Source organism: Mycobacterium sp. NGS11 (assembly GCF_059813315.1).
Window position 1 is genome coordinate 52,439 of record NZ_JCALEJ010000004.1, and the last position, 18,475, is coordinate 70,913.

At 64.0% G+C, this 18,475-nt stretch carries 16 protein-coding genes and 3 pseudogenes; 7 read left to right on the forward strand and 12 right to left on the reverse strand.

The window, feature by feature from the left end:
- Positions 1 to 31 precede the first annotated feature (31 nt).
- Positions 32 to 1,165 carry a M42 family metallopeptidase gene (locus tag AC5Y4T_RS07035; RefSeq protein WP_499918442.1) on the reverse strand — a complete coding sequence of 378 codons (1,134 nt, stop codon included), beginning with the start codon at positions 1,163 to 1,165 and terminating at the stop codon, positions 32 to 34.
- Positions 1,166 to 1,260: 95 nt separating this feature from the next.
- The gene (locus AC5Y4T_RS07040) at positions 1,261 to 3,054 is read right to left on the reverse strand and encodes a CocE/NonD family hydrolase (RefSeq protein ID WP_499919003.1); all 1,794 of its coding nucleotides are present in this window, start codon (positions 3,052 to 3,054) and stop codon (positions 1,261 to 1,263) included.
- Between the two features lie 426 nt (positions 3,055 to 3,480).
- Here AC5Y4T_RS07040 and AC5Y4T_RS07045 point away from each other — a divergent pair, with 426 nt between their 5' ends.
- Both AC5Y4T_RS07045 and AC5Y4T_RS07050 read left to right on the forward strand, forming a co-directional pair.
- On the forward strand, positions 3,481 to 3,612 hold the full coding sequence (locus AC5Y4T_RS07045; RefSeq protein ID WP_499918443.1) for a hypothetical protein: 132 nt from the start codon (positions 3,481 to 3,483) through the stop codon (positions 3,610 to 3,612).
- 892 nt (positions 3,613 to 4,504) lie between these two features.
- Positions 4,505 to 5,875 (forward strand): PPE family protein, encoded by a 1,371-nt coding sequence (locus tag AC5Y4T_RS07050; protein WP_499918444.1) that lies wholly within the window; start codon positions 4,505 to 4,507, stop codon positions 5,873 to 5,875.
- 361 nt (positions 5,876 to 6,236) lie between these two features.
- Here AC5Y4T_RS07050 and AC5Y4T_RS07055 read toward each other — a convergent pair whose 3' ends face one another.
- Together AC5Y4T_RS07055 and sigK are read right to left on the reverse strand one after the other, a co-directional pair.
- Positions 6,237 to 6,938: an anti-sigma factor gene (locus AC5Y4T_RS07055; protein ID WP_499918445.1), complete on the reverse strand. Its 702-nt coding sequence runs from the start codon at positions 6,936 to 6,938 to the stop codon at positions 6,237 to 6,239.
- A complete protein-coding gene (gene sigK, locus AC5Y4T_RS07060) occupies positions 6,935 to 7,498 on the reverse strand; it encodes an ECF RNA polymerase sigma factor SigK (protein ID WP_499918446.1) in 564 nt (187 codons plus the stop codon). Before sigK ends, AC5Y4T_RS07055 begins: the two co-directional genes overlap by 4 nt.
- A gap of 296 nt (positions 7,499 to 7,794) precedes the next feature.
- Here sigK and AC5Y4T_RS07065 point away from each other — a divergent pair, with 296 nt between their 5' ends.
- From AC5Y4T_RS07065 to AC5Y4T_RS07075, 3 genes are all read left to right on the forward strand, one after another.
- On the forward strand, positions 7,795 to 8,463 hold the full coding sequence (locus AC5Y4T_RS07065) for a fasciclin domain-containing protein (protein WP_499918447.1): 669 nt from the start codon (positions 7,795 to 7,797) through the stop codon (positions 8,461 to 8,463).
- Positions 8,464 to 8,574: 111 nt separating this feature from the next.
- Positions 8,575 to 10,323 carry a cytochrome c biogenesis protein DipZ gene (locus AC5Y4T_RS07070; protein ID WP_499918448.1) on the forward strand — a complete coding sequence of 583 codons (1,749 nt, stop codon included), beginning with the start codon at positions 8,575 to 8,577 and terminating at the stop codon, positions 10,321 to 10,323.
- A 115-nt stretch (positions 10,324 to 10,438) separates the two neighbouring features.
- Entirely contained in the window at positions 10,439 to 11,017 is a 579-nt protein-coding gene (locus tag AC5Y4T_RS07075; RefSeq protein WP_499919004.1) for a fasciclin domain-containing protein, read from the forward strand.
- Between the two features lie 39 nt (positions 11,018 to 11,056).
- Here the strand turns inward: AC5Y4T_RS07075 and AC5Y4T_RS07080 are convergent, their stop codons facing one another.
- The 4 genes and pseudogenes from AC5Y4T_RS07080 to AC5Y4T_RS07095 all read right to left on the reverse strand — a co-directional run bounded on the left by AC5Y4T_RS07080 (position 11,057) and on the right by AC5Y4T_RS07095 (position 14,238).
- Entirely contained in the window at positions 11,057 to 11,992 is a 936-nt protein-coding gene (locus tag AC5Y4T_RS07080) for an anti-sigma factor RsbA family regulatory protein (RefSeq protein WP_499918449.1), read from the reverse strand.
- A 262-nt stretch (positions 11,993 to 12,254) separates the two neighbouring features.
- Positions 12,255 to 12,674, reverse strand: a pseudogene (locus AC5Y4T_RS07085) (arsenate reductase ArsC); the annotation flags it as partial.
- Between the two features lie 58 nt (positions 12,675 to 12,732).
- Positions 12,733 to 13,789: pseudogene (gene arsB, locus AC5Y4T_RS07090) on the reverse strand (ACR3 family arsenite efflux transporter); the annotation flags it as partial.
- Entirely contained in the window at positions 13,786 to 14,238 is a 453-nt protein-coding gene (locus AC5Y4T_RS07095) for an ArsI/CadI family heavy metal resistance metalloenzyme (RefSeq protein ID WP_499918450.1), read from the reverse strand. The pseudogene arsB and the gene AC5Y4T_RS07095, both read right to left, overlap by 4 nt.
- A 98-nt stretch (positions 14,239 to 14,336) precedes the next feature.
- Between AC5Y4T_RS07095 and AC5Y4T_RS07100 the strand changes: the two genes are divergently transcribed.
- Both AC5Y4T_RS07100 and AC5Y4T_RS07105 read left to right on the forward strand, forming a co-directional pair.
- Entirely contained in the window at positions 14,337 to 14,696 is a 360-nt protein-coding gene (locus AC5Y4T_RS07100) for an Rv2640c family ArsR-like transcriptional regulator (protein ID WP_499918451.1), read from the forward strand.
- Positions 14,697 to 15,415: 719 nt separating this feature from the next.
- A complete protein-coding gene (locus tag AC5Y4T_RS07105) occupies positions 15,416 to 16,279 on the forward strand; it encodes a hypothetical protein (protein WP_499918452.1) in 864 nt (287 codons plus the stop codon).
- Positions 16,280 to 16,344: 65 nt separating this feature from the next.
- On the opposite strand, the gene AC5Y4T_RS07110 is transcribed toward AC5Y4T_RS07105, so the two are convergent.
- From AC5Y4T_RS07110 to AC5Y4T_RS07125, 4 genes and pseudogenes are all read right to left on the reverse strand, one after another.
- Entirely contained in the window at positions 16,345 to 16,488 is a 144-nt protein-coding gene (locus AC5Y4T_RS07110) for a hypothetical protein (RefSeq protein WP_499918453.1), read from the reverse strand.
- Positions 16,485 to 16,646: a hypothetical protein gene (locus tag AC5Y4T_RS07115; protein ID WP_499918454.1), complete on the reverse strand. Its 162-nt coding sequence runs from the start codon at positions 16,644 to 16,646 to the stop codon at positions 16,485 to 16,487. The genes AC5Y4T_RS07110 and AC5Y4T_RS07115 overlap by 4 nt, the downstream gene beginning before the upstream one ends.
- A gap of 30 nt (positions 16,647 to 16,676) precedes the next feature.
- A pseudogene (locus AC5Y4T_RS07120) lies at positions 16,677 to 17,585 on the reverse strand (phage major capsid protein).
- On the reverse strand, positions 17,477 to 18,304 hold the full coding sequence (locus tag AC5Y4T_RS07125) for a hypothetical protein (protein ID WP_499918455.1): 828 nt from the start codon (positions 18,302 to 18,304) through the stop codon (positions 17,477 to 17,479). Before AC5Y4T_RS07125 ends, AC5Y4T_RS07120 begins: the two are co-directional and overlap by 109 nt.
- Positions 18,305 to 18,475 lie beyond the last annotated feature (171 nt).

Here is an 18,475-nt window from a genome sequence, read left to right on the forward strand (position 1 = left end):
GGGCGTTGCCGCGTGGAGCATTCGGCAAGCCTCAGGCGCTCTTCTGACTCGGCTGCAGCACGAAATCGACGACGATCGCGGCCACGTCGTCGATCGCGCGGCGAGCGATCACCTCATAGCCGTGGGTGCTCAGCGTGGGCAGGCACAGCAGGCCGGCGCGCGCGGTCAGCCCGTTCGCCTTTGAGTGCGAAGCGTCGGATTCGAACGCACCCAGCGCGGCCGCCTGCGGCGACAGCTCGCGGTCGGTGGCGATTTTGAGCAGCCGGTCGGCGACTTCTTTGTCGTAGACGCACAGGGCGTCGCTGTACCCGATGATAGGGCCGCCGGTGACGCTGGTGCTGTATTCGCGTTCGGTGGGGCCGACCTCCAGCGCCACGGTGAGGTCGCCGGGCAGGGTGGCGCTGGCGTAGGTGCCTCCCACCCCGCCGACCTCCTCGTTGGTGGTGAACACCAGGTACACGTCGTCGGCGGGGCGTTGCCCACGCTCGCGCAGTTGGCGTGCGGCGTGCAGCAGGGCGGTCACCGCGGCGCGGTCGTCGAGGAAGTAGGCGCCGACGAAGTCTCCGATCTCGACAACGGCTCTCTTGCTGCGGTCGACGCACACCCGGGTTCCGGCGTGCACCCCCGCGGCGGTCAGCTCGTCGCTGCTGCGGCCGGTGAACACGTAGACGTGATCCCAATCCAGCGCGCGGTCACCCTGGTCGGGTTTGGTCTCCCAGATTCGCGAGCTTTCCTGGGTGGTGTGCTCGGAGCCGAGAGTCAGTACGGCGGTGAGGGTTTCGTTGTCACCCAGCACGGCGACCGGACCCAGTCCGAAGTTGCCCGGGTACATGGTGCCCAGCTGCGTCAGGTGCAGTGTGCCATCGGATTCCACCCGTTTGACGATCATGGACAGCTCGTCCATGTGCGCCATGACCCGTGTGGCGGTGCCGGGGATGGACTCCGTGCGGTGGCGGTGGTTGGGCGCCCCGGCATCGCCGGCCGACGGGTTGGCGGCGACGTAGCCGATCAGGTTGCCGGCGTCATCAGTCCACATGTCGTCGACGACGGGTTGCAGTTCGCGGGCGATAACCGCGCGTACCTCGTCCTCCTGCCCGCACGGCCCGTAAGTCAACAACAGTTCTTGCAGCAGCTCATCGGCGTAGTCACGATCGCGGTCCGCCATCGAATCCTCTCCGTCATCGGGTTCGAAGGATCAGTACCCGCGTTGGTCTGCACCTACGCAACGGAAGGCGCGGATGCCGTCGAAGACAAGGCCCGTCAGCTCACGGCGTCCGGGTCTGCCAACGAGATCAGAATGTGCGACGGCGTAGGCCCGCCCTGATGCAATTGGTAGCGCCCCCCGGCCAACGCCCGGCGGGCCGGCTTGCTGGGCACCAGATGCGGAAAGTCATAGGTGGTGATCGTCAGGCACAGTCGATGGCCGGCGGCGATCAACGCCGCCGTCGGGAAGATCTCCACGTCGTAGCGGGTCACCTCCCCCGGCACGACGGGCTCGGCGGCCGATCGGGTGCTGAGGTGCTGCGGCCGCAGCACGGTGCCGTCTGGCAGGTACCAAGTGCGGTCGGGGTCCAGCTTTCGGTGCGACCCCAGTAGCGCGCCCTGCGTCAGCGGGCGGCTGGCCCCGTCGGGGGCGACGTCGTCGAGGTGGGCGACCCACAGTGTCTCGGTGGTGGTGGCCGTCGCGTGGATGGTCAGCGCGATCGGCCCGGCCACCAGCTTCGCCTCGCCGAACGGCTCGGTGGTGTAGGTCAATGCGCCGCGCTGCAGGCGGCGGTTGTCCTGGTCGTACCTGATGCTGCGGCCCCGTTGGGAGAACATGAAGCTGTTCAAACCCAGCGACCACTGCTCCAGGCTGCGACCGGACAGGGGTCCGCGCGCCACGTAGGTGATTGGCGCCGCGGTGCCTTCCGGCGACGCGTCCGGGCTCAGGCGGCCCGCGTCGGATAGATAGAAACGGGTGGGCGTCGCCTCGGCGAGGGGATAGTTGTCGGCGCGATACCACTGCGAGCTTCCAATCGCCTGAAAAGCCAACGGCTTTCCGCAGATGGCCGCGTCGGCGTCGTCCTTGAGCCAGCGGTTGAACCAACGCAACTGCAGCGCGTTGAGGTGCAGTCCGCCATGGTTGGACACGTGATACCAGGGGCCCATCATCAGTCGGATCCGATCCGATACCGGCTGGCCGGGTTCCATCGGTGCGTCCTGCGGCCGGCCCGCGGCCGCGTTCTGCAGGGCGGCGTAGTTCAGCGGCGCCCCGCGTTGGAACGCGTCGTGCCACCCGCCGACGAGGAAGGTCGCAACTCCGTTGGCCGCGACCTTGGATAGGACCAGCCCCGGACTCATCGCGTCCCAAAACGGGCCGTCAAAAGCGGTTTCACCCCCGGCGACGACCTCAGCGATCAGGGGTCGGAAATAGCGCCGCTGGTCGCGTCCGCGCTGCCGAACCGCGGCGAAGCCGCCCGAGCGCGGTCGCGCGTGACCGCCGCGCGCGAGCCACTCCAGGGTCGGGTTGACCACGTTGAGCAGCGTGTAGACGGAGCCGTATCCGCGAACCGCGTGCAGGTGCGGCACACCGCCCATCGTGGCGGCGTCGCGATAGAAATCCCGCGCCGCCATTACCGGGAAGATCGCTTTCAGCGGCGACTCCGGGCCGACCGCGGCCGCGGTGAACAGCTGGTTGATCGCAAGGTAGGACAGCCCGACCATGCCGACTCGGCCATTGGCATTGGGCAGCGTCGACGCCCACTGCACCAATTCCACGCCGTCCTGCGTCTGCCGCTCGCCGCACATCTCGAACGAACCGCCCGAGGATCCGGTCCCGCGAACGTCGACCATCACCTCGATGTAGCCGCGCTTGATCAGGTAGGGGGCCGCGCCGCCGCCGATCTGGGCGGCCGGCGGTGGCGCCTTCTTGCCATACGGCGTGATCGACAACAACACGGGAAACGGACCCGCCGCGGGCTGTCCGGTCTCGGGCACCGTGGGGTAATGGATGTCCGCCCGCAACTCGACACCGTCGGTCATCGGCACCGCGACGTTGTGACGGACGCCCACCCCGTACGACGCCGGGGGCGGCGTCCATTCCGGCGCGAACGGCGACGGGCTCGTCTGGCGAGCGCGTCGCCTCCGACGCGCGCGCCCCAATCGCCGACTGGCCATCAGAACGCGTTCTCCTCGGTCGGAAGACGGCTGGGATCCCGTCGCTCTCACCATCGGCAGCTCCCCCTGAGGCTCGCGGCCGCAGCGCCGCGAGATACCACAAGAACTTAGAGCAAGTCCTCCTGTGGAGGCAGAGGGGCATCGAGGCCGCCACGGTCCCCTAGCGGATTCGGCGGCGGGTTCTATCGGGGCATATGTCGGCCGACAGCAAACCCTTTGCGGTTTGCGCAATATTACACACACGTCAAAAGACAGCGATAACATCGGCTCACCGGCGGCAGTTTCTGCCACGGCTGTCTCTACCAGGAGAAAGGCGAACCGATGAGCGCAAGCAAGAAGAGGATGCTGAAAGCGGCCGCGCTGGTCACGGTGCTGACCGGTGTGATGCTGGGGTCGTCGGGCTGCATAGCAATCGAGCTTGGGGGCGCGCGGCCAATTCCCACTAGCTTCTGATCGCTAGCGCTTAGGCAATCGCGGCATTGGGCTGCGGACCTACGTCCGCGGCCCGGTGCCGGCGGCGATTCAAACCCTGTGTTCGCCCGCTGTGAAGCCGGTTGAAGCGCAGATCTTCTCGGCTTCGTGCCGCGGTGCGGCTCGGCGGCGGTCGACGCATAACTGGTAGCCTGTGTGGCACTGTGAGTTTCGGATTGAGCATGCCGTCACGATGGTTACGACGACGATCTGCGTTGGCCATCGTTGCCGCGCTGGCTCTCGTCGCCACCGTTTTTGGTTGCGGGGCGGTGCACGCCCAGGTGGCGGCCATCGCATCGCAGTCGTCCGCGGCGGCCCCGTTGGCCAGTCCGGAATCCAACCCGATGCCGTCAGCCGGCGCCGTGACGCCAGTCCGTCGGCTTGGCGTCGGATCGACCGTCAACGATGACAAAGCGTTCAGAAGCGCTGGCGTAAAGCGTGATCGGGCAACAACTTTGGCGCTTTCCACGCCACGATGGTCCGATTCTGCGACCCCGCCGTCGGTTGGCGCGACCTGGTCTGGGCAGCGGGCGGACCAGCCCGCACGAGCGCCGGTGCCCCGTTCCGCCGTACCCAATCTTTTGATTCAATTCTGCGTCGCCCGTTGCTGATTGAGCACGGCCGCTAGTCTGCGCCACAACGCCATTGCGGCAGGTTAGCGCTAGCCGGTACTAGCTGCAGCTCATTCGTGTCCGCGGCGATCGATGCCGTCTTCCGGATCTGGCTGAATGACGCCGTCGCGCGTTGCTGAGACACGCACATTACTCACCACTTGCTTTGCCGACCAACCGTTGTGGCCTACGTCGCCGGCTTCAATTCGACGCCGCCCACCGCCACATCGGTTAAAAGACTCAACCAAGAAACAGGGATAGACATGGACTTTGGGGCGCTACCACCAGAGATCAACTCCGGTCGAATGTACGCAGGGCCCGGACCCGCGACCTTACTGGCCGCCGCCACCAGCTGGGAGTCGCTGGCGGCCGAACTGGCGGAGGCCGCCAGCAGCTACCAGAGGGTGATCGCGAGCCTCACCGACGAGCCCTGGCTGGGGCCGGCGTCGATGTCGATGACGGCTGCCGTGATGCCCTTCATAGCCTGGATGACTGGGACCGCCGAACAATGTGGCCAGGCGGCCGCACAGGCGACGGCCGCCGCAGCAGCCTTCGAAACCGCCTATGCGATGACGGTGCCGCCCCCTCTGGTCGCGGCCAATCGCGTTCGCCTTCTGGCGTTGATTCAGACCAACATCTTCGGGCAGAACACCCCGGCCATCATGGCGACCGAGGCCGAGTACAGCGAGATGTGGGCCCAGGACGCCACCGCGATGTACGGCTACGCCACCAATTCCGCCGCGGCATCGAGACTTTCGCCGGTGCTCGCGCCGCCGCAGACGGCCAATCCGGCCGGCCTCACCGGTCACATCGGTGCCGTCACCCACGCAGCCGCCCACGCGGGCAGCAACACTACGACGCAATGGCTCTCCTCGGTGCCCCAAACTCTGCAAGGACTCTCCACCCCCGGCTCTTCCTCGAGCGCCGGATTGTCACAGGCGGCGATGGGCACCGGAGCGTCACTGGGGGCGTCGGGAGCGTCCGCGCCATTCAGTTCACTGTCGAGTTTGACCGGCGCCTCGGGCAAGGGGGCGGCGAAGAGCGCGAGCACCGGAGCGGGCGCGGCCTCGGGACTGGCCTCGGCGCTCGCTGCCGCACCCGCAGCGGACGGAGCCGCGGCCGGCCTGGCCTCCGAGGTGGCCGGCTATGGTGCCGACGGCGCCGGCCTCATCGCCGACGGCGGCGGCATCGGCATAGACCTCTACGGCCTGGATCTGGATTACCAGGGACTGGGACTGGACTACCAGGGATTGGCACTGGATGAAGCGGGCGCCGGTTCCATTTTAGGAGCCGAGGGCCGTGCCGGGATAGCGAGCATGGGAGGCGCGGCGGGCCTGGGAAACCTCGGCCCGCTGGCGGGGCTGGGCGAGGGGGCCTCGGCGAGCGTGGGCCAGGCCAGTTCGCTGAGCACCCTATCCGTGCCACCGAGTTGGGCGGCAACGGTTTCATCGGTCACCCCGCTGCATGCCCTCAACGGCGGCGCCATGCCGGGTGGATGGGCCGCCGCACCCGCACCCGGCACCGCTGTCTCCAAAGTGCCGCTGGGCGGCATGGTCGGTCGCGAATCGGAGGGCGCGGTTCAACGCGTCGGCATGCGCGTATCGCTCATTCCGCATTCGCCGGTGGCCGGGTAAGGCACCGAATCAGTCATCACGTTCGACTCCAAAGGAAATCGCCATGGCCAGCCCCAAGCCACCTGAGCCTCGGGCCCCGATCGGGACACGAAAACCGTTGCCCTTCACCACAAAAGCGCTGGCATGCGCCGGCCTAGTCTTAGCGTTCTTGACTTCGGCGCGGGCGCCTGCCGGCGCCGACCCAAGTCCGAGCGGCGACCCGAGTCCCTTCGGGGGCCTCAGCTGCAGCTGCAGCGAAACCGCCCCCGCAGACAGCTCATCCCTAGAACGACAGATCCGTCGGGGGATACGGCAAGGGCTCTCGATTGGGGGACGCGATTAGGACGTTCGCCTCGACGCAGATGGGCATGGACGGCGTTGTTCAAGTCAACGGCAGCGTGAGCAATGGCGAGGTGGTGGGTTGGCTCGACCCTCGGCCGGGTTCCTTGGTGAGCGCGAATACCGTGCTGTGTCCGAGGTCCCCAATCACCGCGGTGGTCGATGGCTTGACGGTGTCGGTGTCCATGGTTCCTGCGGGGCGGGGCCCCTTGGGATCTATAAGCCACATCTCGTAGACGCTGCCCGAGTGGGGCGGGGGCACGTTGTTCATGACGATGACGGCCGCGTTGCTGTGTTGGGATGACAGCATGGTCACGGTGCCGCCGCCGGGAAGTTGGGCGGTGGCGGTGCGAAGGTCCGGCGCGGCCAACACGTGTTCAGTCGTCGATGACGGCGGCGCCGGGCGCAGCGCCACGGTGATGCCCGTTGCGACCACCGCGGCGATGATAGCGGCTGCCGCCGCCAAAACCGCTGCACGCCAGTAGGTCCTACGTGGACTGGCCGGCAGGGCAACTTCGTTGAGTATCTTGGCTCGCAGCGCCGGCGAGGGTTCCAGCCGAGTCGTATCGGAGAGCGCCGCCATCGCCTCCCACACCGCCCGCACCTCTGCGTAGAACTCTTCGGCTTCAGATGAGGGGGCTGCGGCCACACGTCGTTCGATGTCCTCGCGTTCGCTGTCCGAGACAGCGTCCAGGGCGTAGGCGCTCGCCAGTTCGAGCAGCGGGGTGTCCATTGGATCGGTCATGGGATTTCCAAACAACGACGTAAGGCTCGCAACGCGTCGCGCATCCGAGATTTGACGGTCGAGGGGTTCTGCGTGAGCTGCTCCGCGACCTGGACGTAGGTCAGGCCTCGATAGTAGGCCAGCTCGATGCACTCGCGCTGCGTCGCAGTCAGCGCGTGGAGGCAACCGAGTACGCGATCACGCTCTTCGCGGGCGAGCGCCGTGTCCGCCACCACGTCGCTGGGGCGCTCGACATGGCTGGCACCGTAACGCGATTCGCGCTCCATGGCGGCCTGCTCGGATCGGACCCGATCGATGGCGCGCCGATGCGCCAGCATCAGCATCCATGCCAGCGCGCTTCCGGCGGCTGGGTCATAGTCGCCGGCGTTGCGCCAGATCTGCAGATAGAGCTCTTGGGTCGTTTCCTCGCTGTAGTTGGCATCACGCAGGATCTTGAAGATCAATCCGAACACCCGTGCGCGGGTCCGGTCGTAGAGCTGCGTAAACGCGTCGACGTCGTGCTCGGCGACACGGCGCAGCAACGCGTCGAGGTCGCCGCCGGTGCGCGCCGAACTGCCCATGGCGCGATAGCGTATCGGCTTTCGCGTCCGACGCTGCGCGTGCCGGGGCCGTGGCGCCATCCTGCGTGCCGAATTCGGCGCAGCACTGCCGGTCGCGTCCCCAGACCATGTCGTGAGGCTGGAGCGCGTCATCGGTCTGGTTACGGCGGATCGCATACCCGGTATTCGGCGCCGAACGGCATCCGGATGCAGACTTGCGCGGCTCGGACCCATCCGCGACGGCGACGTTTCCGAATGACTCATGACCGACCAACGATGGCGGCGCTGGGCCGCCCACCACGAAGGAGCCGAACGCAATGAGGAACGCTCGGGCAAGATCAGTCGCTGCCTCTGGCATGGCGGCGGCGGCGCTGGTAGCCGGCTTATCGGCATGTTCATCGAACAACTCGGCGTCTGGGACGACCACGGCCAGCAGCACGGCCGGCAGCATGGCCGCGTCCGTGACGACGTCCGTGACCGCCGATCCGGCGGCCGATCTGGTAGGCGCGGGCTGCGGGGACTACGCCAAGCAGAATCCGACCGGCCCCGGATCGGTCGCGGGCATGGCACAGGATCCTGTCGCCACGGCCGCCTCGAACAATCCAATGCTCACGACGCTGACGTCGGCGTTGTCGGGCAAACTGAACCCGCAGGTCAATCTCGTCGACACGCTCAACAACGGCCAGTACACGGTCTTCGCGCCGACCAACGCCGCTTTCGACAAACTGCCGGCGGGAACCATCGATAAGCTCAAGACCGACGCGGCGATGCTGAAAAGCATCCTGACGTATCACGTGGTTCAAGGGCAGACGAGTCCCAGCAAGATCGACGGCACCCATGCGACGCTGCAAGGCGCCAGCCTGGGCGTGACCGGCCAGGGCAACGATCTGAAGGTCAACGACGCGGGGTTGGTGTGCGGAGGGGTGCACACCGCAAACGCGACGGTGTACATGATCGACACGGTGCTGATGCCGCCCAGCCACTGAGTCCGCACGCCCACCAACCAAAGGCAGCCGGGCACAGCCCGGCTGCCTTTGGTCTGCCGTCGACTCGACGCGTCAGGCCATCCGCGAACGCTCCGGTAACGAATATCGGTCATGGTTACTCTTGCGTTGGTCGGCTTCCTCGGAGGCTTGATCACCGGCGTCTCGCCGTGCATCTTGCCGGTGTTACCGGTCATATTCTTCTCCGGCGCCGACCAAGGCTCCCCCAGCCAACGACAACATGCGCCCGAAGATTCCGGCACGTCAGTCATGACGAAAACGGCTCTCGCACAACGGTTCCGGCCCTACTGGGTGATCGGCGGCCTCGTGCTGAGCTTCAGCGCCGTCACGCTCGTCGGATCGGCGATGCTGTCCCTGCTGCACTTGCCGCAAGACGCCGTCCGATGGGCCGCGCTGGTCGCCCTGGTCGCGATCGGGCTCGGCCTGATCTTTCCGCGGTTCGAGCAGCTTCTCGAGAAGCCCTTCGCGCGCCTTCCCCAAAAGCAAACGCGTAACTACGGCAACGGATTCGCGCTCGGCCTGGCGCTGGGCGTACTCTACGTGCCCTGCGCCGGTCCGGTATTGGCCGCGATCATCGTGGCCGGCGCAACAGCGAAGATCGGCACCGCCACGATCGTGCTGACATGCGCTTTCGCGCTCGGCGCGGGACTCCCCTTGTTGTTGTTCGCGCTGGCAGGTCAGCAAGTGGCACAACGGGTGAGCGCGTTCCGGCGCCGCCAACGCCAGCTTCGCATCGCTGCGGGGATCGTGACGATCCTGCTCGCGGTGGCGCTGGTCTTCAATTTGCCCGCTCTGCTGCAACAGGCCATTCCCGACTACACGAGTCCGTTACAGGACAGAATCGCAAGCGATCACCGAATAGAAGAGAAGCTGAACTTGGGCGGGATCGTGAACGACGAGAACGCGCAGCTGTCACACTGCACCGACGGCGGCGCGCAGCTCGAAAGTTGCGGGCCCGCCCCCAGTCTCAAGGGCATCGTCGGCTGGCTCAACACACCCGGTAATCGACCGATCGACTTAAAAGCCTTGCGCGGCAAGGTTGTGCTGATCGATTTCTGGGCCTATTCGTGCATCAACTGCCAGCGCGCCATCCCCCACGTCGTCAACTGGTTCAAGGCCTACCACGACAATCTCGAAGTCATTGGAGTGCATACCCCCGAGTACGCGTTCGAGAAGGAGCCCGCCAACGTCGCCAAGGGCGCGGCAGACCTCGGCATCACCTACCCCATCGCGCTCGACAACGGCTATGCGACGTGGACCAACTACCGCAATCGCTACTGGCCGGCGGAATATCTGATCGACGCCACCGGTTCGGTGCGACACATCAAGTTCGGTGAAGGTGGCTACAGCAACACCGAGAAGCTCATCCGGCAGTTGATCGTCGACGCCGACCCAGGAGTCAAGCTTCCGCCCCCGCGAGACACCGCACAGGACAACCCCCCGCGGCAAAACACCACCCCCGAGACGTACTTCGGCGTCGGCAAGGTGGTCAACTATCGCGGCACCGGCCAATATGACGAGGGCGCAATGGTATTCGACTACCCACCGCATCTTCCCGCCGACAGCTTCGCCTTGCGCGGCCCATGGTCGCTGGATTACCAAGGCGCAACAGCCAACAGCGACGAGTCCAGCATCGAACTCAACTACCACGCCAAAAACGTCTATCTCGTCGCCGGCGGGACGGGCACCATCACCGTGACCCGAGGCGGACAGTCCAAAGCCATAGCCATCGCCGGCCCGCCGACATCGCACCTGCTGGTGGCGGACGACCACACCCAAACCGCGACGCTGCAGGTGCGCCTCACCAAGGGACTCCAGGCGTTCTCCTTCACGTACGGCTGATCGACGCTCGTCAATCCCCTGACCAATCCGAACCCGCCGCGGCTCCGAATCACCGATGCCACTGCGAACACGGCGCATGGCTGTCGACCAGAATCAAGGAGCAAACACGATGAAGATGTCCAAATCGCCATTGACGGCCGCAGGCCTGACAGCGGCGACCATCGTTGGATTTGCCGTTGCCACCGCACCGATGGCAACGGCGGCTGACTTAGTCGGACCCGGATGCGCAGACTATGCGAACGCACATCCCGCCGGACCCGCCTCCGTGCAGGGGATGTCGCAAGACCCCGTCGCGGTCGCAGCTTCCCACAACCCGATGCTCACCACGTTGACCGCCGCGGTCTCCGGACAGCTCAACCCACAGGTGAACTTGGTGGACACCCTGAACAACGGCCAGTACACGGTTTTCGCACCGACCGATGACGCGTTCGCCAAGTTGCCGGCCTCGACGATCGACGAACTCAAGACGAACTCCTCGATGCTGACCAGCATCCTGACCTACCACGTCGTCCAAGGTCAGATGAGTCCGGCCAAGATCATCGGCAGCCACAAGACCCTGCAGGGCGCAGATCTGAACGTCACCGGCCAGGCCAACACCCTGAGCGTCAACAACGCCGGTGTGGTGTGCGGCGGGGTGCCTACCGCCAACGCGACGGTCTACATGATCGACACCGTCTTGATGCCGCCGGCCTGACTTCCCACCGGCAGTCATGCCGCACCGGCCGCGACGCCGCTAAGCGGCGATGGCCAAATAGGCTTGAATCGTCGTGCCGATCGCGGTGGTATGCGTCCGTACGAGGTCGGCGACCGCATTCACCAGCAACAGGCCTCGGCCGCGCTGCGCGGTCGGCTGACGGTGGCCGCCGAGGGGATCGTCGAACCGGCCGGTATCGCTGGCCTCGCAGACGAGATGGCGGCCGTGCTGCCACAACGCCAGGCGGCAGGCGCTGCTGGTGTGTTGCAGGCTGTTGGTGGCCAGTTCGGTGGTGATCAGCAGCAAGTCGCTGATCCGCCTGCTGGGCAAGCCGAGCCACGTAGCGTAGCTGACAGCAAACGATCGCGCGAGGTTCAGATCGGCGAGGCGTTCGACCGTGTAGGTCCGTGCCGCAGGGTTGGTGGGCAGCGGCCGATTGTAGCGAGCCAGCGCCTCTTTGGGCGCGTAGTCGTCGCTGTCCACCGACGCCCCGTCCTGCAACAGCAGGGGGTGGGTAGCGCGGGCGTCGGCAAGTGTTTGGGCGTCGAGCCGGCCGGCGTTGTACGGGCATAGGCCGGTCACCTCGTAACCGTCGAACGCAAGATTGCACAGGGCTTCAAGCCGCACACAGGCGGGATACTCAAGCTGACTGCGCCCCGCCCAGACACATTCGCCGACCAGGCGCACCCGTCGACCCGGATACTTTGCGACGAAATTGCCGAACAGCCCGATCATGCGCCCCGGGTTGCGGCCCACCTCGGCCATATCGACCAGCGTCACCCCGGCGGCGTCGGTGCCCAGTGCGTCGTGCAACACATCCAAGTTGTATTTCGGCACAGCAACCAAAACCGGCTCATCGTTCGCCAAGCCGTCGACGATGTAGGGTGCGGTCGAATCGATGTAGTGCTGTTCAGAACGATAGAACAACGCGTGATGACGTACGCCGCGTGCGCCGCCAAATGGATCGTCGATCATCAAATCCGTTGTACCTCAACTGCACTCGCGCTGCGGGCAACCCCCGCGACGACTACGCCGTCGGCGCCCGATATCCCAGTACCGTCACCTGCACGGGACCTCCCGGGAAGGCGCGAACCGCCACCAGAGGAGAATCCGGTCGAGTCGCTTGCCGTCATTCGCCAGGATCAGCGGCGGCGTGCACCGCGGCTTCTGCGTCATCCCAAGTGGGATACAACGCAATAACCTTGTGCAACTGCGGGCGGTTCTGGTCCAAAGGGGGTTACCTCCCACCCTCTTGAGATACGGCTAGCTGGGCCAATAGCGCAGCCACGCGACGTTCTATCTCGTCGCGGATCGGTCGTACTGCTTCAAGGGGTTGGCCGGCGGGGTCGGGTAGCGTCCAGTCTTCGTAGCGTCGTCCGGGCAGGATCGGGCAGGTGTCGCCGCATCCCATGGTCACGACGACATCGACGGCTTCGAGCATGTCTGTGGTCCATCGCTTGGGCTGCTCGGCGGCGATGTCGATGCCCTTTTCTGCCATGGCAGCGATGGCTACCGGGTTTACGTCGCTGGCTGGTTGCGACCCGCCCGAGTAGACGGTTACCTAGTCACCGACGAAATGCTTGAAGAAACCCATGGTCATCTGGGAGCGCCCCGCGTTGTGCGTGCATAGGAAAAGCACGGCAGGTTTGCCGGAGCTGCCAGTCCTCGGATGACTTGACCTAATGTGACCGACAGTCGCGGGTCACCATCGGTGTATCGGCGCCGCAAGGCCAGTGAGACGTAGACCAGACCGACGAGGACGGGCACCTCGATAAGTGGGCCGACGACACCGGCGAGTGCTTGGCCCGAGGTGGCCCCATAGGTAGCGATGGCGACGGCGATGGCTAGCTCAAAGTTGTTGCCAGCGGCGGTAAATGCCAGCGTGGTAGTGCGTTGGTAGCCCAGGCCAAGCATCGTGCCCAGGGCGTACCCGCCGACCCACATGATGGCGAAGTAGGCCAGCAGAGGTAGGGCGATGCGAGCCACATCGATTGGGCGGCTGATGATCTGGTCACCTTGTAGCGCGAAGAGGATCACGATGGTGAACAGCAGCCCGTAGAGCGCCCAAGGGCCGATCTTGGGCAGCGCCGTGGTCTCGTACCAGCTTCGACCCCTAGCCCTTTCGCCAAAGCGTCGCGACAGATACCCAGCAATCAGCGGGATGCCTAAGAAGATCAGTACCGACTTGGCGATCTGGCAGGGCGATGTGGTGATGGTGGTCTGGGGCAGGCCGAGCCAGCCGGGTAGCACTGACAGATAAAACCAACCGAGCGCGGCGAACATGACGACTTGGAAGATCGAATTCAGGGCCACAAGTACCGCTGCGGCTTCGCGGTCGCCGCATGCGAGGTCGTTCCAGATCATGACCATCGCGATGCATCGGGCCAGGCCGACGATGATGAGCCCCGTCCGATACTCGGGCAGATCGGGTAGTAAGAGCCACGCCAAAGCGAACATTAACGCCGGGCCAAGTACCCAGTTCAACAGCAGCGAACTGAGTAGAAGCCTGCGGTCGGCGGTCACCGTGTCGAGGCGGTTGTAGCGGACCTTGGCCAGGACCGGATACATCATGACCAGCAAGCCCAGTGCGATAGGCAACGAAATCCCGTCTACCTGAACGTGATTGAGGGCTGCATTGAAGCTCGGTACGAACCAACCTAGAAGCAGTCCCGTCGCCATAGCGATGCCGATCCAGACCGGCAGAAAACGGTCGAGCACCGAAAGTTGTTTGACGACCGCCGTATGTTCGGGATGCTGCACAGTTTGGGTCACGACCGTGCGCCCACCGCGTCATCGCTGCCGGTTCCACAACACAGACCGCCGTTAGCGGCGTTCTGCGGCTCCGGGCCAAAGGATTCCGCATCGGCCAACACCGTGTACACCTCCCACTTTTCCCCGGCGGGTCCAGTCACCCAAACCTTGTCTTGTGTGGCAAAGCAGCATGTTGTCCCCATCTCTTCCTCAGTGAACACGCCCTCGCCGGCCAGACGGGCGATCTCAGCGTGAACGGCGTCGCTGGACTCCACTTCCACGCCAAGGTGGTTGAGAGTTCCGGCATGGCCGGGGTTTTCGATGAGGACCAGCTTTAACGGCGGCTCTGCCACCGCGAAGTTGGCGTAGCCCTGTTTGACTTTGGTGGGCGTTGTGTTGAACAGCTTCGAGTAAAAGGTAATCGCCTCGTCGAGGTCGTTGACATTGAGCGCAACTTGAGTCCGTGACATGGCTGATTTCTACCTCTGTGGCTTATGTCGAACTTGTAGTATTCCCGATACTGCCACCTCTTTGATATATGTCAAGAAGGTATGGCAGGATGTTTTGCATGCCGAAGACGTTGCCGGTGGTGGATATGTCCGCTCCAGTGTGCTGCTCTCCGGTGGCGGCTGGTCCGGTGGACGACCATGCGGCGTTGGACATTGCGCTGCGCCTCAAGGCGCTGGCCGACCCGGCACGGGTCAAGCTGGTCTCATTCCTGTTCTGCGCCAAGGCCGGCGAGATGTGCAGTAGCGACCTGGCGGCATCGGTCGGGCTCAGTGAATCGACTGTCAGCCATCATTTAGCCCAGCTACGCCGGGCCGGGATCGTGGAGTCCGAACGACGGGGCATGAATGTCTATCACCGTCCGCGTCGCGAGTCCCTGGCGGCACTGTGCGTGGTGCTCGACCCGGATTGTTGCCGCTAGGAGCCGCCAACGCCCCCTGTAGACGCTTGGCCGGCCTGCTCGCCGAGAACTCGATATAAGACAGTGGCGCGGCTGATGCAGAGACGGAAGTAATCCCTCGGCATCCCGATTCGACTCAGCGATGAGAAACTACGACGCCAGCACCGGGCCACACTTTCACAGCGACCATAACAATCCGCACGGAAACCAGGCAAGCCACCCATACGGCGAACCTCCGCATTCCGATGGTCACGACCACCGTTGTGAATGCCAGGCCGAAGGCAACACTTCCCGGCCAGCCCTGTGAACTGCTCAAACTCTGTGGAGCTAAGGGGAATCGAACCCCTGACCTAGTCGATGCGAACGAGTCGAAAACCGCCCACCTGCGCGTTTGTTGATTCAAGCTCTTGGCTGTGCACCATCGTCGCAGGTCACAGCGTTGGGACTGACGGTTGCCGAAAGTCGGCTCAAACTCCGCGATGATTTACTGCGGGCCGGACTGCGGGCCGGGGCCATCCTGACAGCGGGCCAGCAAACACACAGGGCGGGCGTCGCCGATCACGGGCCACGACCAGTTGATCCGCGCCGTGTCCAGCCGAAGTCCGGGAGCCGAGCCGCGTGCGCCGCTGGGCGGTCGACGGTGGCGCTGCCGCCGAACGTATTCGGCAATCTCCGACGAATCGGGAGGCGACATAGCGCCGACCGTCTTGAACGGTCCCACCCCGAATAGAATTCTTTTCGTGGGAAAGAAGCGCACACCCGAACAGTGCATGTACTGCGGCAAAACTGCGCTCATGACCCGCGAACACATCTTCCGGGCGTCGTGGCGAGACAAAATCGAGACCAACGAGCACCTAACGAACTTGCCGGGTGTCGACCGCAAATACATCACGTACGGACCCGACAACTCTAAGATCACCTCGAAGTCGGAGGACCTCTTCTCCGTGACACTGCGGCGAGTGTGCGACGACTGCAATAACCGGTGGATGAACCAGCTTGATTCCGTGGTAGAGCGGTGGGCACTTGACCCTAACAACGATGACAATCGGTGCGATCCGAAAGAGTTTCGGCGCTGGGCAATCAAAATTGCATTGCTCCGCGAAGCGTATGACAACCTGTTTATCGTCGACTCTGCTGATCCACCAAAGATTTTCGCCGGTGAGGACATACCGGAATGGCACGTGTACATCGGCCACACCGCGGTACCCGAACACCGGCACGCGATGTGCGGAATCGGGCCGGTGTTGTTGGGACCGCCAGGTGGGAAGCCGTTCGGGATTACACAAGTATCTTGGACACTCGGCCACAGTCTAGTTACGGCGCTACGTATCCATGGAACGGACATGATTTCGGGCAACTGTTACCGAAATTTTCGGCAGTACAACCGGGTTCGAGGAGGCGTGGTCCGTGAAGTCAAGCCGACTGACAGCGAAATGCCTACAGTTCGGCTAGTGAAAGCCTTGTCCGCAAATGAGATTCAAGAACTCGTCTGGCTCTACACGCCACATCCGTCTTCCCCGTTCGCAGACGAAGTACGCAAGGCAAACGAGGGAGCACGCACGCTCGCAGACCAACTCGGGGTTGAGTGGCGCGATTCAGTCTAGTCAGTGTGAGCATCTGACTCACATGGCTAAACGTGCCAGGCCGAAGCGATTCGAGCCTGGCACGTTTAGAACTGTTGCCAGCCTTTCGATTTCCCAGACTCGATGGCGCGCTGATCGGCCAGTGGCGTCTCTAGCCGTGTCACCGTGACTTCACGGCCGTTGTGCCGTTCGATATGTCGGCGCGCATAAACTTTCGACGTGTCGTTCATCGGTGCGAACCTTTCGACTTGGGTGCTGCCCCGGACGCCCAACCCTCGGCGACCCACCGTTGTGCCACCGCATCGGGCACGTCGGCGGTGTCGCCACTGTCGAATACTTCCCCGTCGTGGACGCACTGGAACCCTTGCGCCACTCTCACTTTCGCCATGATTTGCTCCTATCGCTATATGCTTCGCTGCTACGACGTGGGCAGACCGGTGAGTTTCAGTACAGCACTTGGCCTTTCGACCGCGAGGTTCAGCCGTTCCTCGCAGACGAACCGCACGATGTTCGACGTGAAGTCGTTGCCGTCCGTGCCGGTCCGCAACGTGATCGACTCTCGCAGCACCACGAACCCGAACTTGTTGGTGTCCAACACAAGCGCCGTCCCGGCCGCAATTTGCGTGGTAGCAATAACGTCGATGCCCCAGACCTGATTAGCCTGCTCGGCGCTCGGGTCGGCGTTGAGCAGGTAGCGCCCCTGCGTGTCCTTGCACCTGCGCACCGCTGAGAACGTGGGCGGATGCAGCACAACAAGATTCGCCTCGGCCAGCGCCGCACCGGTTCGCAGCGACGCTATCGCCTTCTACACCGCATCCAGGGCCGTGTCGGCGCCGATGGTCGCGGTGAGAATGCCTGTCGTGGAAAGGAACCCGGTCAGACGAGCCGTAGTTCCGTCGCCCGCGATCAGTTCCGCGTTCTCGGTGTTGATTACCTGCCGTGTCAACTCCTGCTGCACGTAGGTCACGAACCGGTCCCAATCGGACAGAATTTCCCACGACACACCAGTGTGTGCCGCGAGTTTCTTTGCAGAAACAGTGATTTGGTCAGTTGTGTAGACCAGCTCCGGCTTCTGCTCACCCTCGGCAACAATCGCCGGTGCTCCGGTTGTCGCCGTATGACGGACGTGGAGTTGGATGCGGCGATACAGTCGGCCACCAAGGCTGCCAAGAACGCGAACGCGTGATGGGTGGAAGCCGGTTCGACCAGTTCTAACCTCTAAATCGGTGGATCGACCCGGTACGCGAATCGCACTGAATAGTCGTACTGGGTGTGCCGATGATATTTGGTGCCTTCGGCGTACAGATAAACGCCCATTGCTTGGAATGTCCCGACCTCGTCGTCGGTCACATGCCAAGTGAGTTCGACTGGACGACCGGCTTTTTCAAGCACCTTCTGCCGTGGTTCTATGCCTAGAAGACTCGCCCGCAGTTCAAAGCGCAAATCGCGATCTTGGGCATCAAACGCGGTCGCGGTGAAGGTTACGAGGTCCCCCGGATGCAGCACAATCGCGGTAACAATGTCGTGGTTTATCTGGTCAGGTGCCTCGCCGTTGTAGGTGTTGCCGAATGAATCGATTATTGACTCGATTCGGGGGTAGTGGTCTCCCGCCGGGTCTTGTGTGGTCATGAAGATCGTCACCTGATTCCTGATTTGTCCGGCAATCCCCGAGTACAGCTCCTTTTCGAAGGTGACAAGTTCCCGGTGGTGGGCGACCGTGTTACGGAGGTTGTCAAACCGTTTGAGCAGAGCCACTGTCGAAGCCCTCTTACCGAGAGCCGGGGCCAGCGGCTGCCAATGCTTCTCGACGAAGCTGAGTAGGTCATAGAAATTGGCGTATGCAAGCCCGACGGACGGAACGACCGCCACCCCTTTACGCGTTGTCTGTTCAGTCGCAGCGCGGCCAGCCCATTCGTTTCTCTGGTCTTCTGTGGTGATTCGGTCGAGCCAGTCATCGCCGTAGGCGTCGCGGTATGCGTGCGTCATGAGTTGCCGTAGAGCGTTCTCGCATGTTTCCAGCGCGACTGTCGGGTCGAGGGCCACCACAATGATCTAGTTTGGCATGCAGTGGCTGCACCAGCAGCGCCCCTGTTTGCGGCGCAGTGCAGAAGCGGTATGCCGGAATGCCGCGCGAGCGCACCATTTTCGTGAGTTAGAGCGAGTCGTTGCGGGCCCGCTGCCGGCCGGGGCGGCCGAATCCGCGTCACCAGCTAACGG

Coding starts and splice junctions, on each gene's coding strand:
- AC5Y4T_RS07045 (WP_499918443.1), top strand. CDS start 3,481: ATGAGCGCAAGCAAGAAGAGGATGCTGAAAGCGGCCGCGCTGGTCACG.
- AC5Y4T_RS07110 (WP_499918453.1), bottom strand. CDS start 16,488: ATGAACGACACGTCGAAAGTTTATGCGCGCCGACATATCGAACGGCAC.
- AC5Y4T_RS07100 (WP_499918451.1), top strand. CDS start 14,337: ATGCCGAAGACGTTGCCGGTGGTGGATATGTCCGCTCCAGTGTGCTGC.
- AC5Y4T_RS07075 (WP_499919004.1), top strand. CDS start 10,439: ATGTCCAAATCGCCATTGACGGCCGCAGGCCTGACAGCGGCGACCATC.
- AC5Y4T_RS07095 (WP_499918450.1), bottom strand. CDS start 14,238: ATGTCACGGACTCAAGTTGCGCTCAATGTCAACGACCTCGACGAGGCG.
- AC5Y4T_RS07055 (WP_499918445.1), bottom strand. CDS start 6,938: ATGACCGATCCAATGGACACCCCGCTGCTCGAACTGGCGAGCGCCTAC.
- AC5Y4T_RS07070 (WP_499918448.1), top strand. CDS start 8,575: ATGGTTACTCTTGCGTTGGTCGGCTTCCTCGGAGGCTTGATCACCGGC.
- sigK (WP_499918446.1), bottom strand. CDS start 7,498: ATGGGCAGTTCGGCGCGCACCGGCGGCGACCTCGACGCGTTGCTGCGC.
- AC5Y4T_RS07115 (WP_499918454.1), bottom strand. CDS start 16,646: ATGGCGAAAGTGAGAGTGGCGCAAGGGTTCCAGTGCGTCCACGACGGG.
- AC5Y4T_RS07035 (WP_499918442.1), bottom strand. CDS start 1,165: ATGGCGGACCGCGATCGTGACTACGCCGATGAGCTGCTGCAAGAACTG.
- AC5Y4T_RS07050 (WP_499918444.1), top strand. CDS start 4,505: ATGGACTTTGGGGCGCTACCACCAGAGATCAACTCCGGTCGAATGTAC.
- AC5Y4T_RS07065 (WP_499918447.1), top strand. CDS start 7,795: ATGAGGAACGCTCGGGCAAGATCAGTCGCTGCCTCTGGCATGGCGGCG.
- AC5Y4T_RS07080 (WP_499918449.1), bottom strand. CDS start 11,992: ATGATCGACGATCCATTTGGCGGCGCACGCGGCGTACGTCATCACGCG.